General features: G+C 71.0%; 14 protein-coding genes. 6 read left to right on the top strand and 8 right to left on the bottom strand.

Annotated elements, in window-relative coordinates:
* The first annotated feature begins 8 nt into the window (after positions 1-8).
* The 3 genes from VH112_10685 to VH112_10675 all read left to right on the top strand — a co-directional run bounded on the left by VH112_10685 (position 9) and on the right by VH112_10675 (position 2,630).
* A complete protein-coding gene (locus tag VH112_10685; GenBank protein HEX4540700.1) occupies positions 9-617 on the top strand; it encodes a precorrin-8X methylmutase in 609 nt (202 codons plus the stop codon).
* Positions 610-1,479, top strand: coding sequence for a sirohydrochlorin chelatase (locus tag VH112_10680; GenBank protein ID HEX4540699.1), 870 nt, complete (start codon positions 610-612; stop codon positions 1,477-1,479). Before VH112_10685 ends, VH112_10680 begins: the two co-directional genes overlap by 8 nt.
* Positions 1,480-1,556: 77 nt before the next feature.
* A complete protein-coding gene (locus tag VH112_10675; protein HEX4540698.1) occupies positions 1,557-2,630 on the top strand; it encodes an alkaline phosphatase family protein in 1,074 nt (357 codons plus the stop codon).
* Positions 2,631-2,763: 133 nt separating this feature from the next.
* Here VH112_10675 and VH112_10670 read toward each other — a convergent pair whose 3' ends face one another.
* From VH112_10670 to VH112_10660, 3 genes are all read right to left on the bottom strand, one after another.
* Entirely contained in the window at positions 2,764-4,182 is a 1,419-nt protein-coding gene (locus VH112_10670; protein ID HEX4540697.1) for an aldehyde dehydrogenase family protein, read from the bottom strand.
* Positions 4,183-4,280: 98 nt separating this feature from the next.
* Positions 4,281-5,168, bottom strand: a complete 888-nt coding sequence (locus tag VH112_10665; GenBank protein ID HEX4540696.1) for a hypothetical protein — start codon at positions 5,166-5,168, stop codon at positions 4,281-4,283.
* A gap of 157 nt (positions 5,169-5,325) precedes the next feature.
* Positions 5,326-6,102 (bottom strand): SDR family NAD(P)-dependent oxidoreductase, encoded by a 777-nt coding sequence (locus tag VH112_10660; protein HEX4540695.1) that lies wholly within the window; start codon positions 6,100-6,102, stop codon positions 5,326-5,328.
* 88 nt (positions 6,103-6,190) lie between these two features.
* On the opposite strand from VH112_10660, the gene VH112_10655 reads away from it, so the two are divergent.
* From VH112_10655 to mptB, 3 genes are all read left to right on the top strand, one after another.
* Positions 6,191-6,646, top strand: a complete 456-nt coding sequence (locus tag VH112_10655; protein ID HEX4540694.1) for an NUDIX domain-containing protein — start codon at positions 6,191-6,193, stop codon at positions 6,644-6,646.
* Positions 6,647-6,652: 6 nt separating this feature from the next.
* Entirely contained in the window at positions 6,653-7,450 is a 798-nt protein-coding gene (locus tag VH112_10650; GenBank protein ID HEX4540693.1) for a sugar phosphate nucleotidyltransferase, read from the top strand.
* 107 nt (positions 7,451-7,557) lie between these two features.
* On the top strand, positions 7,558-9,306 hold the full coding sequence (gene mptB, locus VH112_10645; GenBank protein HEX4540692.1) for a polyprenol phosphomannose-dependent alpha 1,6 mannosyltransferase MptB: 1,749 nt from the start codon (positions 7,558-7,560) through the stop codon (positions 9,304-9,306).
* Here mptB and VH112_10640 read toward each other — a convergent pair.
* The 5 genes from VH112_10640 to VH112_10620 form a co-directional block, all read right to left on the bottom strand.
* Entirely contained in the window at positions 9,303-10,352 is a 1,050-nt protein-coding gene (locus VH112_10640; protein ID HEX4540691.1) for an S-adenosylmethionine:tRNA ribosyltransferase-isomerase, read from the bottom strand. The two genes, mptB and VH112_10640, sit on opposite strands and share 4 nt — an antisense overlap.
* Positions 10,349-11,095 (bottom strand): SDR family oxidoreductase, encoded by a 747-nt coding sequence (locus VH112_10635; protein ID HEX4540690.1) that lies wholly within the window; start codon positions 11,093-11,095, stop codon positions 10,349-10,351. The genes VH112_10640 and VH112_10635 overlap by 4 nt, the downstream gene beginning before the upstream one ends.
* Before the next feature lie 111 nt (positions 11,096-11,206).
* Entirely contained in the window at positions 11,207-11,881 is a 675-nt protein-coding gene (locus VH112_10630; protein HEX4540689.1) for a response regulator transcription factor, read from the bottom strand.
* Entirely contained in the window at positions 11,871-12,998 is a 1,128-nt protein-coding gene (locus tag VH112_10625; protein ID HEX4540688.1) for a GAF domain-containing sensor histidine kinase, read from the bottom strand. The genes VH112_10630 and VH112_10625 overlap by 11 nt, the downstream gene beginning before the upstream one ends.
* 14 nt (positions 12,999-13,012) lie before the next feature.
* The coding region (locus VH112_10620) for an amidohydrolase family protein (protein HEX4540687.1) at positions 13,013-13,618 on the bottom strand (606 nt) is incomplete at its 5' end.

Below are 13,618 nucleotides of genomic sequence, written 5' to 3'. Positions count from 1 at the left end.
TGGCACTGATGACTCCTCATCCCATCGAGATCGAGAGCTACCGCCTGCTCGACCAGCGCGTCGACCTGTCGCACCTCGCGCCCCCAGTGCGCGCCGTGGTCGCCCGGGTGATCCACGCCAGCGCCGACACCGAGTACGCCCGCACCATGGTCCTGGACGAACCTGCGGTGCTCGCCGGCGTCGAGGCCGTGCGTGCTGGCGCTCCCGTCGTCACCGACGTCGAGATGGTCCGCCACGGGATCACCGGTGCCGAGGCGGTCTGCTATCTCGACGAGATCGCCGCGACGCCGGCCACCGGAACGACCCGCAGCGCCCGGGCCATGGCGCTGGCCGCTCGCCGCCACCCCACAGGGGCGGTGCTGGCGGTCGGCTGCGCGCCGACAGCCCTCCTCGAGGCGGTGCGGATGGCGACGGAGGAGGAGTTCATGCCAGCGCTCGTCGTCGGCCTGCCGGTCGGCTTCGTGGGGGCCGCCGACGCCAAGGCGGCGGCCAGGGCCAGCGGGCTGCCCACGATCACCAACGTGGGCGAACACGGGGGCTCGGCCGTGGCCGCCGCTGCGGTCAACGCCATCATCCGGCTGGCACGAGCTCCCGGTCTCGGTGAGGACCGTGGCTGAGCCAGAGCCCGCCCTGCTCCTCATCGGGCACGGCAGCCGCTCTACCGCAGGTGTCGACCAGTACTGGATGCTCGCCGATGTGGTTCGACGGTTGCGGCCCCGTCTCACGATGGGGTGCGGCTTCATCGAGCTGGCCCGACCCGACCTCGACGCCGCCGTCGACGACATCGTCGGCCGCGGAGTGACGTCGGTGATCGGCGTGCCGTTGGTGCTGCTCGGCGCCGGACACCTCAAGAGTGACGGCCCCGCCGCTCTCTCCCGGGCCCGGTCCCGCCATCCCGACGTCGACTTCACCTACGCCCGCGACCTCGGCATCCACCCCGCGATCCTCACCGTGGCCGAAGACCGCATCCGAGCGGCCGCGACCGGCTTCCCGGGCGGCGACGAAGCCGCCGGTGATCGAGCCGTCGTGCTGGTGGGCCGGGGGTCGAGCGACCCTGACGCCAACGCCGACCTCTACAAGGTCGGACGCCTGCTCGACGGCTCGGGGGAGCTCGGCCTGCTCGAGCCGGCCTTCGTCTCCCTTGCGCGTCCGTCGGTCACCGACGCCCTCGACCGCTGCCGGCGACTCGGCGCCCGCCGCGTCGCCGTCGTCCCCTATTTCCTCTTCACCGGGCTCCTGGTCGACCGCATCGGGCGACAGGCCCGGGCCTGGGCCGATCGTTATCCCGAAGTCGACGTCGTGATGGGCAGCGAGCTCGGCCCCGACGAGGGCGTGGGCCGACTCGTCCTCGAGCGCTTCGACGAGGCGAGGACCGGCGGCGCGGTCATGAACTGCGACTGCTGCATCTATCGCACGGCGCTGCCGGGCTACGAGCAGCGAGTCAGCGCCCCCGCGGCCGGCGCCGCTCACACCCACTGAGTCGCGCCTGTCCGGGGCTTTTGTCCAGGGACGGGCCATTTGCAGGTCAGCAGGTCGCTCGAGGCGAAGGAGACGCCATGCGCCAGACCCTCAGCAGGCCGCCCTTCCGATCAACGGCCGCCATCGGTGTCGCCGTCCTCGCCAGCGTCCTCACCGTGGCGACGTCGGCCGGGCCCGCCACGGCGGCCACGGGCCTCGAGGGCATCCCCGCCTACTCCCACATCGTCACCATCGTCCTCGAGAACGAGGGCTTCGACTCCACCTATGGTCCGGCGAGCCCCGCCACCTACCTCAAGTCGCTGGTTCCTCAGGGCGTGCTGGCGACGAACTACTACGCCACCGGGCACGTCAGCCTGGACAACTACATCGCCATGACCAGCGGCCAGCCGGACCAACCGCTCACCGGGTCCGACTGCGCCACGGTCAACCTCTACACCTGCGTCCAGGGCCAGCAGGCCATGTCGAACGGCGCCAACGTCGGGGACCAGCTGGAGGCGGCCGGGCTCGGCTGGAAGCAGTACACCGACGGCATCAGCACGAGCTGCCTGCACGCCTCCTACAGTCCCGCGGCTGGTACCGACCCCTACCAGGGAGCGGGGGCGAGTCCATCGCCCGCCGGCCCCAACTACGCCGACCGGCACGTGCCGTTCCTCTACTACAACGACATCGTCGGCAACGACGCCCGCTGCCAGGCCCACGACGTTCCCTACTCCCAGCTGAGCACCGACATCACCAACAACACGGTCCCCGCCTACTCGTTCGTGACGCCCGACACCTGCAACGATGGGCACGACAATCCCTGTGCAGGCACGACAACCGGCGGCTTGGCGGCCGCCGACGCCTGGCTCTCGGCGAACGTCCCGCCCCTTCTCAGCTACCTCCAGGCCCACAATGGTCTGCTGGTCATCACGACCGACGAGTCTTCGACCAGCGACACGACCGGCTGTTGTCACGGTGGTCCAGGGGGCAACCCGGGCGTCGGCGGCCGTGTCGGGTTGTTGGCGCTCGGTCCGGGGGTCAAGGCCGGACAGAGCATCACGACTGCGTATGACCACGCGTCACTGCTGCGCACCCTGGAGGACTCCTTCGGCATCAGCAGCTATCTGAACAACGCCTCGGTCTCCGTCGCCATGCGCGACCTCTTCGGCTGATCCGGCGCCGGCGCCATCAGCGTCGAAACAGTTGTCTTGTTCCACCTTGCGTCGAAAGCTGGCGGGTCGGCCGTAGGCGGGTCGGCCGCTTTCGACCAAAGGTGAAACAGGAGGACTATCGGCGACGTGCCTCTTACAGCTGGAGGGACTTCACCTCCAGGTACTCCTCCAGGCCGAAGTGGCCGAGCTCCCGGCCGTTCCCGGACTGCTTGTAGCCACCGAACGGCGCCAGGGGGTTGAAGCTGCCCCCGTTGACCTCGACCTGACCCGTCCGAAGCCGGCGGGCGACCTCCTTGGCCCGTTCGGCGTCGCCCGCCCAGACACCGCCTGCCAACCCGTAGACGCTGTCGTTGGCGATATTGACGGCCTCCTCCTCGGTGTCGTAGGGGAGGATGGCGAGGACCGGCCCGAAGATCTCCTCCTGGGCGATCGTCATGCCTGGACGCACGTCGGAGAAGACCGTCGGCCGAACGAAGTAGCCGTGCTCCTGGCCCTCGGGGGGCTCGGCGCCGCCGGTGAGGAGTCGGGCCCCCTCGTCGATACCTTTCTGGATGTACCCACGGACTCGCTCCCGCTGCGTACCGGACACGAGCGGCCCGAGGCGCGAACCGTCGGCGAACGGGTCGCCCGGCGTGTAAGTCTCGGCCGCCTGCACCGCCAGCTCCTCCACCTCGCCCAGCCGCGAACGGGGGACGATCATCCGGGTGAGAGCGCTGCAGGTCTGCCCCGAGTTGAGGAAGCAGGCGCCCACGCCGGCGGGGACGGCACGCTGCAGATCGGCGTCGTCGAGGATCACGTTCGGCGACTTCCCGCCCAGCTCGAGCGCGATCCGCTTCACGGTGCCGGAGGCCAGCTCGCTGACCCGCTTGCCCGCCCGGGTCGATCCCGTGAACGAGACCATGTCGACATCAGGATGCGACGCGATCGCCTCGCCGACCACCGGCCCGGCGCCGCTCACGAGATTGAACACGCCGGCGGGGAGACCGACCTCGTCGATGATCTCCGCCAGGATGAAGGCGTTGAGAGGAGCGACCTCGCTGGGCTTGAGGACGATGGTGCACCCGGCCGCCAACGCCGGAGCGACCTTGGCCGCGATCTGGTGAAGCGGATAGTTCCACGGGGTGATGGCCCCCACCACCCCGACGGGCTCACGGACGACGAGCGAGTTGCCGATCTGCTCCTCGAAGGGGAACTCGGTGGCGAGCTGGGCCATCGACCCAAAGCTCATCGTCGGCAAACCGGCCTGGATGATCATCGACAGGTTGATCGGCATGCCGACCTCGCTGGCGATGGTGTTGGCGATATCGGCCATGCGGGCCTGCAGGCCCTCCTGGATCCGCGACAGGTACTTCGAGCGCTCCTCCGCCGAGGTCTGTGACCACGACGGGAACGCGGCCTTCGCCGCCTTGGCGGCGCGGTCCACGTCCTCGGGCGTTCCCTCGGGGACCGTGCCCATGACCTCCTCGGTGGTCGAGTTGGTCACGTCGATCGTTCCCTTGCCGGCAGAGGGCACCCACGCCCCGTCGACATAGATCTTGTCCCGGATCTGCATGGTGCCTCCCTGGGCCCGCGGCCCCTCATCGACCGGCAATCGACTGCCGACCACCTTAGGCCGGCTCCCGGCTCTCCGGCAGCGGGCAAGCCGGGGGCTCAAGCCAGGGCGGCCTGGCCCCGAGAGCTGCACACGACGGTCAGGCACGACTGCCCAGGCTGGGGGCTGGACCCCGGCGGCGGCCGGGAGCCGCCCCCCGACGGCGGCGACGACGGAGCGGAGCTCCCCGAGGTGCTCGAGCTCGCCGCGAAGAACAGGGGGATCAGCTGCTTCAACTGGTCGGGCGATGGTCGCGGAGCGAGCTGGCTGTAGTCGGCGTCGGGGCCCACCTGCCAGAAGGAGAAGGTCTCGGCGTAGTCCCCTGCCGGCGACGAGAAGTCGTCGCAGCCGTCGCAGCCGAACCAGGGGCCGGATGTCGGCGCGCCGCGCAGCTGCAGCCACTGTTGGCGGCGCTCGGGCGTGTTGTAGGCCACGTCGGCGGCGTGGCCGATCTCGTGGGCGATGACGTGGGCGATCATCAGCTTCGACTCCCCATTCCGCAGGTAGACCTCGATGCGGTGCTGGTCGAAGATCGTCTGGCCCATCAGATCCGGACGCGGCCCGAGGAAGACGATCTGGTAGCCGAGCTGCTGCCAGGGGTACGAGATCTGCGACAGCGCGGCAGCGCCGATCGGCGGCGGAGGCGGCGTGGGCGGAGGAGAAGGAACGGGGGCCGCGGCGGGCGATGGAGGCGGTGCGGGCGTCGGCGAGGGGCTGGGGTCCTGCGCCATGACGATCGGGCCGCCGGGATCGACGCTGACCGCCGTCTGACCGAGCGCGTGCCCGGTCCTCGCCGAGGCGGCGTGAGCTGGCGGGTGCCCGATCGACAGCAACGCGCCAGCAGTCCCCCCACCGAGCGCCGCGCTGGCCGCCACCGTGGCGACGAGGACCCGCCGCGTCAGGCGAGGCACGTGCAGCCGAGCCTTGGCCAGGCGCCCTTTCCCCATCGCTTCACCTCCCCAGCTGCCGCCGCCCACCCTGCGTCGGTGGTCTGTGCCTCCTGGGACGGCCGACCCCGACAGGCTAGCCCAACAGGGTCGTCGACAGGCGCCGTCCTCCCTGCTCAGTGGCGCCGCACCGGCGGCCCGCCGTCGCCCCGCCTGTTTATCCGCCGGACGCCCGGAGGGCCCGGCGGTAGAGCCGAGGGGCGAGAACGCGCGCCACCGGCGCCAGCCTGGCCACACGGGTGACGTCGATCTCGAAGCGCGACCCGCCGGCGCCGGCAAGCACGGCGCGGGATACCTGCTCCTCGGTGCGTCGCACGGACCGCGGCGGCATCGGCATGCCCGCGTCCACCGCGGCCTGCCCCATGGCGGTGGGCACCCAACCCGGGTACAGCACGTGGAGGTGGACTCCCCTGGCTTCGGCCTCGTACGACAGGCCTTCGCTGAAGGCGCTGAGCGCCGCCTTGGAGGCGGAGTAGGCGGGCTCGCCAGGTGACGGCGCCCGGGCGGCGTCGGACGAGACGTTGACGATCGACCCGTGCCCGCGCTCCAGCATGCCTGGCAGCACGGCCAGGCTGCCGGCCACGGCGGCGAAGTAGTTGGTCTCCATCAGCCGGCGGTGCCTCTCGAGCGGCTCCCCATCGGTCTCCTGCTCTCCGACCCCGGCGTTGTTCACGAGCAGGTCGATCCGACCGTGGCGCTGCTCCACATCGGCCAGGAGGGCGACGTACCCGGGCGCATCGCTCACGTCGCAGACTCGGAAGGCGGACTCGGGCGAGCTGCGCTGCATCTCGGCCGCCACGGCCCGCAGCGGCTCCTCCCGCCGGGCCACGGCGGTCACGACCGCGCCCGCCGCCGCCAGGTCGAGCGCGATCCTGCGCCCGAGGCCGGCAGAGGCTCCGGTCACCACGGCGATGGACCCAGGGCTGATCGGCATCCCCGTTTCATTGCCGATCGGCGCCCCGCTTGTCAATCCAGCACCCTGGGGCGCCGCACCCCGCCGCCGGCCGTTAGCGTCGGCGGGCATGAAATGGGCGGTCCGGCTGGCCTACCAGCTGATGCGGCTGACGTGGCTCATCCGGCGGCCGGTGACGCTGGGGGTCAAGGCCATGCTGGTGTCTGACGACGACGTCGTCCTCGTCCGGCACACCTACCAGCCAGGGTGGCTCCTGCCCGGCGGCGGCATCCGCAGGGGCGAGACCCCAGAGGAGGCGGTGCGGCGGGAATGCGCGGAAGAGCTCGGTGCCACCATTGGCCCCCTCGAGCTGTTCTGCGTGTGCAGTCGCTTTCGCGACGGCAAGAGCGATCACATCACCGTCTTCGTCTGCCGCTCGTTCACTCTGGGCAAGAAGCGCGACTTGGAGATCGAGGACTGTCAGCGCTTTCCGCTCGCCGCCCTTCCGCCCGACGCGTCGGCGGGCACCCGCCGGCGCGTGCGCGAGCTGATGGACGGGGACGGGTGCGGCGCCCGTATCTGGTAGGCGTCGGTGTCCGGACCGCGCCCGAGCGCCCCTCCCGGCGACAAGCCCGACGATCTCGTCGCCGTCGTGCTGGCTGCCGGCGCCGGCCGTCGCTTGCGGCCGCTGAGCGATGTGCGGCCGAAGGCACTGTGCCCGGTGAACAACGTCGCCCTCGTGGACCTCGCGCTCGCGCCAGCCGAAGCCATCGCCACCGACATCGCGGTCAACGTGCACCACGGCCGCGAGCTGATGGAGCAGCACCTGACCGGGCGGGCCCACCTCTCGGTCGAAGAGCCTGAGGCCCTCGGCACCGCGGGCGCGCTCGGGTTGCTCCGGAGCTGGATCGACGGTCGCCCCGTGCTCGTCCTCAACTCAGACGTCTGGCCGCGCCATGACCTCTCCGAGCTCGTCGAGGGCTGGGACCGGACCCGCACCCGGCTCCTGATGGTGGAGGGCGCCGACGGGCGGGGCTTCGGCCCTCTCACCTACGCCGGCGCTGCCTTGATGCCCTGGTCGGTGGTGGCTGGGCTGGAGCCCAGGCCGTCGGGCCTCTACGAGGTGTCGTGGAGGCCGCTCGCCGCTGGCGGCCAGCTCGATCTGGTCACCACCTCACGCCCCTTCTTCGACTGTGGCACGCCGGGCGAGTACCTGGCCGCCAACCTGGCCGCCTCGGGCGGATCGAGCGTCATCGGGCCCGGCGCGATGGTGGACGGCGAGGTCGTCCGCTCGGTCGTGTGGCCTGGCGGCATCGTGCGCTCGGGTGAACGCCTGATCGACTCGATCAGGGTGGGCGCGGACATGACGGTCACGCCGAACGCGCCCTGAGTTGCCCGTACGCCGTGGGTCGGGGGGGTCGACTCTCCCGGGGGTCCCGCGACCTGGATGCATGCCCAACAGTGCTCAGCCCGGCTACGGTGCGGGCCTTAGGGTATATGGCGAACGTGTTACGACCCTCCGCGATTCCGCGCGCCCCTGCTGAGCGCCGCCTGTGGGCTCCTTCGGCGCGCTCGCGCTCGCGTTCGGCGTTCCGGGCGCTGCCGGCCTCGGCACGGCGCCTGTCGCGGCATCAACTGGCGGCGCCGGCGACGGTGGGCTTCCTCGGCAGTTTCCTGGCGTCGATCGCGGCCACCCACCCCGGAGGGGTGTTCCTGGCCCGGTCGGACCCCTGGTTCTTCCGGATCCCGCCGTTCTCAGGCGCCTCACAGAATCCCTCGTTGGTCGCCTTCTACGTCGGTGTCGTCCTCCTCGTGGGGGCGTGGCTCGCCGTGGTCCGCGCCACCCGATCGCCGGACGGGCCGACCACCGGCCCCGTTGTCTTGGTGATGGCGATCTGGGCCCTCCCGCTGCTCGTCGGGCCGCCCCTGTTCAGCGGCGACGTGTTCGTCTACGCCGCCGACGGCCAGCTCGTGAACCATGGCCTGAACCCGTACGCCACTACGGCGTACGCCTTGGGGCCGAGCCCATTCCGGAGCGCCGCCCACGGCGTGTGGCTGCACACCGTGTCGCCCTACGGCCCACTTTTCCTCCGCCTGGCCGGCGTGGCTGCCACGATCGGCGGACACACGGTCGTTGGCACCGTGATCGTCTTCCGGCTCCTCGCGTGCGCCGGCCTGGGCCTGGCTGGGGTCTCCCTCACCGCCATCGCCCGCCGCCACGGCCAGCGGCCAGCGCACGTGCTGGCGCTGGCCCTGCTGAGCCCGCTCACCCTCCTGCATCTGATCAGCGCCGGCCACAACGACGCCATCATGCTGGGCCTCTTGGCCGCGGGTGTCGCCCTCGCCAGCTCCGGACGGCCCGTGGCCGGCATCGTGCTGTGCAGCCTGGCCGCCGCCGTCAAGCTGCCGGCGGCCGTTGCCATCCTCTTCATCGTGTGGGGGATGGTCCGGGACAGTCCGTCGCTGCGGGCCCAGGCGCGCGCCGTCGCCCGGGGCGGCGTCGCAGCCCTGGGCACCACTGCCGTGGTGACCGCCGCTTCCGGCCTGAGCTGGGGATGGCTGGGTGCGCTTGGTGTACCGGGGACGGCCATACCGCGTCTGGCAGTGGTGAACGACATGGCGTTCGGCTTCGATCACTACCTCGGTCTCTCGTTCACGACCGCACTGCACATCTGGCGAGACATCGGCATGGTGGTCGCCCTCGCCGCCGTCATCTACCTCCTGTTCCGGAGTCCACGGGCCCGATGGATCCCCGCGCTCGGCGGCGCCTTGATCGTGGTCGCCGTCCTCGGACCGACCTTCTATCCCTGGTACCTCACCTGGGGGCTCATGCTCATCGCCGCAACCGCCGCCGACCGATGGGAGCGGGCGATCGTCTGGGCGAGCGTCGTGCCAACGTTCGCCGTGGCTCCCGGCGGTGAGGGCTGGTTGGACCAGCTGTCCAAGATCGCCCGCACCTGGGTGGCCCGGTCCGTCGTCGGTGCGGTCGTCGCTGTCGCCGCCCTGACGGCCTACCGGCCCGCGTGGATCCCCACCTTCTTCCGAACAGATCGGCACGACCCGCGTGAGGAAGAGGCCCTCGGCGAGGACGCAGCCCGCCGCCTCGGCTCCGCGCCGCTGTCGGCGGCCTCGGACGGCGCCACTGGCAACGGGCTCCCGGCCCCAGCCCCACCGGCCACCGCCGACGCGACCGGAGCCTCCAACGGACCCAGCAGGCGCGACGCGAGCGAAGAGGTCGTGTCCTAGCGGCTTGCGGGCAGGATCAGGTGGAGGTCGCCGAGCTCGTGCCACAGATACCCGCTGTCGAGCGCGGTCTGGTAAGCGGATTCCAAGGCGAAGGGCTCGGCGATGGCCTGCAGGATGAGCAAATGGCTGGCGCGTGGCTCGTGCCAGCCCGTGAGCAGGCCGTCGACAGCGCGTACCGGCCTGTCCGGCGTCACGACCGTCTCCGTCCACCCGACGCCCTCGCGCACGAGGCCTTCGTCGTCGACGACCGTCTCGAGGGCACGCACGACGGTCGTGCCCACGGCCACCACCCGGCCACCGGCGGCGCGGGTGTCGTTCACGCGACGGGCGGTAGCTACCGGGACCTGGTACCACTCGGGCGGAGGTGGCTCGCCGACCTCGAGTGATGACACCCCGGCGTGGAGCACGAGGGGGCTCACCGAGATGCCCCTGGCCACGAGCCCGGTGATGATGTCGGACGTGAAGGCTCGCCCGGCGCTCGGCATCTCGGCGCTACCTGGCTCAATGGCATACACGGTCTGGTAGGTCGCGAGCGGCCAGTCGTTGGGCACGTGACCGTACCGGATTGGGCGGCCGTGGGCCTGCAAGAACGCCAGCTCGCTCACGGGCAGATCCATGGCGACGACCCATAGACGGGCAGAGCCACGCCAGCGGGTCACGAGCCGTGCCAATCCCCCGCCAGGCAGCGACACGACGTCGCCCTTCTGGCCCCCGGGCTCGGGAAGGCTCGCCGGCCGAGCCGGTCGACGCAGCTCGGCGAGCCAATCACCGCCCTGCAGCCGCCCGGAGAGGTGCAGCTCGACGTCGCTGCCGTCGAGTCGTCCGGCCAGCGCCGCCGGCAGCGTGGCCGAGGTGTTGATCACCAGGAGGTCGCCGGCCTCGAGCAGCGTGGGCAGGTCCCTGAAGCAGGCGTGCGCCGGCTCGGCCGCGCCCCTCGATACGAGCAGCCGCACGTCGTCCCGCCCCCGCCCCCGGCTCTCTGGCGGCACGCGGGCCTCGAGCTCCTGGGGAAGCTCGAAGTCCAACGGCGCCGTCGCCGTCGTCATGTGACCACCAACTCGCTCGGTGCCACCGCCTCCTCGCTGACATCCTCGACGCGGTAACGGCCGCTGGGCGTCTCCCGGCCCAACAGGGCGAGGAGACCCGGAACGCTCGCTTCCGGGGGCGGGCGGTCGGAGATGTCCTCACCTGGAAACGCCGCTTGATGAAGGTCTGTCCGCATGTCTCCCGGGTCGACCCACAGGACCTGCAGCGTGGGATGCTCGGCCGCGAGCACGTTGCTGAGCTGCTCGAGGGCGGCCTTCGACGATCCGTAGCCTCCCCATCCGGCGTAGGGCTCCCGGGCGGCATCGGAGGTCACGTTGACGACGCGACCGCCCGCCGCTTCGAGCAGTGGCAGGGCCAGCTGCACCAGTCGGAGAGGGGCGACGACGTTGACCTCGTAGACGTGCCTGAGCTCAGCCAACGGGTAGTCGGCCAGCGCCGGCTGCGGGGTCGGTCCGAGCACGCTGGCGTTGTTCACCAGCAGGTCCACCCGGCCGAGTCGAGCAGCCTCGGCCACCAGGCGGACCCGGTGATCCTCGTCGGCCACGTCGCCGGTGACGGTAGCCACCGTCGTGCGCCGTCTCAGCTCGGCACCGGCCCGAGCCAGCGACTCCTCGCCCCTGGCGTCGAGCGCGAGGCGCCAGCCCTGGGCGGCCAGCTCGCGCGCGAGCGCCAGGCCCAGCCCTCTCGAGGAACCAGTGATGATGGCGACCCGTTCGCCCTGAGATGTCGTCGTGTTGGTCATGACGCCGAACCTACGGATAGGAAGGCTCCGCGTCATCGGCCGCCAGTCGTAGCCGCGACTGGCAATTGGTCCTAGGACCATGGGCTGAGCACCGGCTTGGCGCCCGCCCTCCTACGATCGAGATCCCCCGGACGACCCACCGCCGGGATCGACCAGGCCGACCCGGACCGCGTACAGCGCCGCCTGCGTCCGATCGGCCACCCCGAGTTTGCTCAGGACGTGGCTGACATGCGTCTTCACCGTCTTCTCGGCGATCGACAGCTCCCGGGCGATCTGCTTGTTGGCCATCCCCCGACCGACGAGGATCAGGACTTCGCGCTCGCGCCCGGTGAGGGCCACAGGGTTGGCACCCGATCCTCCGTGGGCGTAGTCGCGTAGCAAGCGAGCCGCCGGCCGCGAGCTCAAGGCGGCTTCACCCCGCGCCACGGCGCGAACGGCCTCGGCGAGCTCGGCCGGCGCCACGTCCTTCAGGAGATAGCCCGCGGCGCCCGCCTGGACCGCCGCCAGCAGCTTGTCGTCGTCGGGGAAGCTGGTAAGCACGAGGACCTTGGTGTCCGGGCTCTCCTCGATCAGGCGGGCAATGGCAGCGACGCCGTCGATGCCGGGCATGACCAGGTCGAGCAGGACCACGTCGGGCGCCACCGACCGAACCGTCGCCAGCGCCTCGCCCCCGTCGCCAGCCTCCCCGACCACGGTGATCCCTTCCTGCACCGCCAGGAAGGTGCGAAGGCCCTGCCGGACCACCGGGTGGTCGTCGACGATCACCACCCGGACCTCAGGCGTCAATCGGCACCTCGACCCGAATGGTCGACCCCTCCCCGGGGGCAGACTCCACCACCAGGGTCCCGCCCAACGCCCTGGCCCGCTCCTCCATCGAGGTGAGCCCGAGGTGGCGGGCCCGGAGACCGGATGAGGACGGCTCGAAGCCCACGCCGTCATCGCTCACGACGACCACCAGCCGCCTGGCGGTCATCTCGACGCTGACATCCACGGCGGTCGGATGGGCGTGGCGCACGGCGTTGCCGAGGGCTTCCTGCGCGATCCGGAACACCTCCCGCTCCGTGCGGGGTCGTATCCGACGCTCGCCGGTCGCCGCGACCCGAATGGGGACCTGGTGCACGCGCCGCAGGATCTCGACGTGCGTGTTGAGAGCCGGCACGAGCCCGTCGCTGGCGAGCTCGGGGGGACGCAGCTCGAAGATCATCGACCGCATCTCCTCGAGCGCCTGGCGGGCCAGCTCCTGGGAACGACGCAGCTGCGCCGCGGCCTCGGCGTGCTCGCCGCCCAGCAGGGTGAGCCCCGTCTCGGACAACAGAACGGATGTGAACAGCGTCTGGGTCACGGAGTCGTGCAGCTCCCGGGCCAGGCGGTTGCGCTCCTCGACCACACCGAGCTCCAGCCGCTCCTCGTGGAGGCGGACGTTCTCCAGTGCCAGCGCGACGCGCGCCCCGAACGCCTCGATCAGCTCCTGGTCGACGTCGTCGAAACACCCACCGTCGATCTTGTCGGCCAGATAGAAAGCCCCGATGACCCGTCCCTCGACCTCAACGGGGACGCCGAGGAACGTGCCCATGCGGGGATGGGCGGCTGGCCACCACACGAAGCGCGGGTCGGACTGGATCTCGTCGCTGCGATAGGCCTTGCCGTCCTGCAGGATGGCGCCCAGCAGCCCGTGGGTTCTCGGGAGCGGCCCGATGGCGGCCACCGCCTCGTCGCTCAGGCCCGAGGTCACGAACTGGGCGAACTCCCCTTCGTCGTCGGGGATGCCGACTGCGGCGTACCGCGCACCGACGAGTCCTCGCGCTGCCGTCGCCAACCGCTCCAACCGACCCTCGGCGCCGAGGTCGACTCCGAGCGAGAGCACGGCCTCGTCGACGGACCGCGATTGGGAGTCCCCCCGCACGCGTCGCTACCCGGTCATCCGAGCCGGTAGAGCTCGGCCACGTTGTCGTGCAGGATGCGGCTCCTGTCCCGATCAGGCAACCCCTCAGTGTGCTCGGCCAGCATCTCCTGCGACCAGGGCCACGTCGAATCGCTGTGCGGGAAGTCGTTCGCCCACATCAGCCGCTCGACGTTGACCATCTCTGTCATCCGGAACGCCACCCAGTCATCCTGGAAGGTCGTGTAGACGTTGTCCCGAAAGTACTCGCTCGGCAGCCGCGACAACGCCCCCGCCGGCAGCCAGTGACGGTGGCGCTTGAAGGCGTGGTCCGCCCGGTACATCCAGTGCGGCACCCATCCGGCATCGGCCTCCACGCAGACCACGCGCAGCTCGGGATGTCGCTCGAACACCCCGGAGAAGATGAGCGTGCCGATGACGTCCTGGTTGGCGCGGATGATGCTCATGAACCCGTTGAGCCTGGGCCCGCGCACTGGCGAGGTCTCACGGGTGGTGAGGACGTGGAAGGACAGCGGCAGGCCCGTCTCCACCGCGACCTCCCAGAACGGGTCGTAGATCTCGCTGTCGTAGTCGGCCTCGCCCGGCTGCCCCGGCATCATCACGCCACGCAACCCGAGCGCGGC

This window comes from Acidimicrobiales bacterium (assembly GCA_036270875.1).
Taxonomy (GTDB): Bacteria; Actinomycetota; Acidimicrobiia; order Acidimicrobiales; family AC-9; genus AC-9.
This window is presented reverse-complemented; position numbering and strand designations above follow the sequence as displayed.

Excerpts from the sequence above, each read along its gene's own strand:
- VH112_10635 (HEX4540690.1), bottom strand. The coding sequence starts at position 11,095 with ATGACCAACACGACGACATCTCAGGGCGAACGGGTCGCCATCATCACT.
- VH112_10660 (HEX4540695.1), bottom strand. The coding sequence starts at position 6,102 with ATGCCGATCAGCCCTGGGTCCATCGCCGTGGTGACCGGAGCCTCTGCC.
- VH112_10675 (HEX4540698.1), top strand. The coding sequence starts at position 1,557 with ATGCGCCAGACCCTCAGCAGGCCGCCCTTCCGATCAACGGCCGCCATC.
- VH112_10655 (HEX4540694.1), top strand. The coding sequence starts at position 6,191 with ATGAAATGGGCGGTCCGGCTGGCCTACCAGCTGATGCGGCTGACGTGG.
- VH112_10665 (HEX4540696.1), bottom strand. The coding sequence starts at position 5,168 with ATGGGGAAAGGGCGCCTGGCCAAGGCTCGGCTGCACGTGCCTCGCCTG.
- mptB (HEX4540692.1), top strand. The coding sequence starts at position 7,558 with ATGGCGAACGTGTTACGACCCTCCGCGATTCCGCGCGCCCCTGCTGAG.
- VH112_10685 (HEX4540700.1), top strand. The coding sequence starts at position 9 with ATGACTCCTCATCCCATCGAGATCGAGAGCTACCGCCTGCTCGACCAG.
- VH112_10670 (HEX4540697.1), bottom strand. The coding sequence starts at position 4,182 with ATGCAGATCCGGGACAAGATCTATGTCGACGGGGCGTGGGTGCCCTCT.
- VH112_10640 (HEX4540691.1), bottom strand. The coding sequence starts at position 10,352 with ATGACGACGGCGACGGCGCCGTTGGACTTCGAGCTTCCCCAGGAGCTC.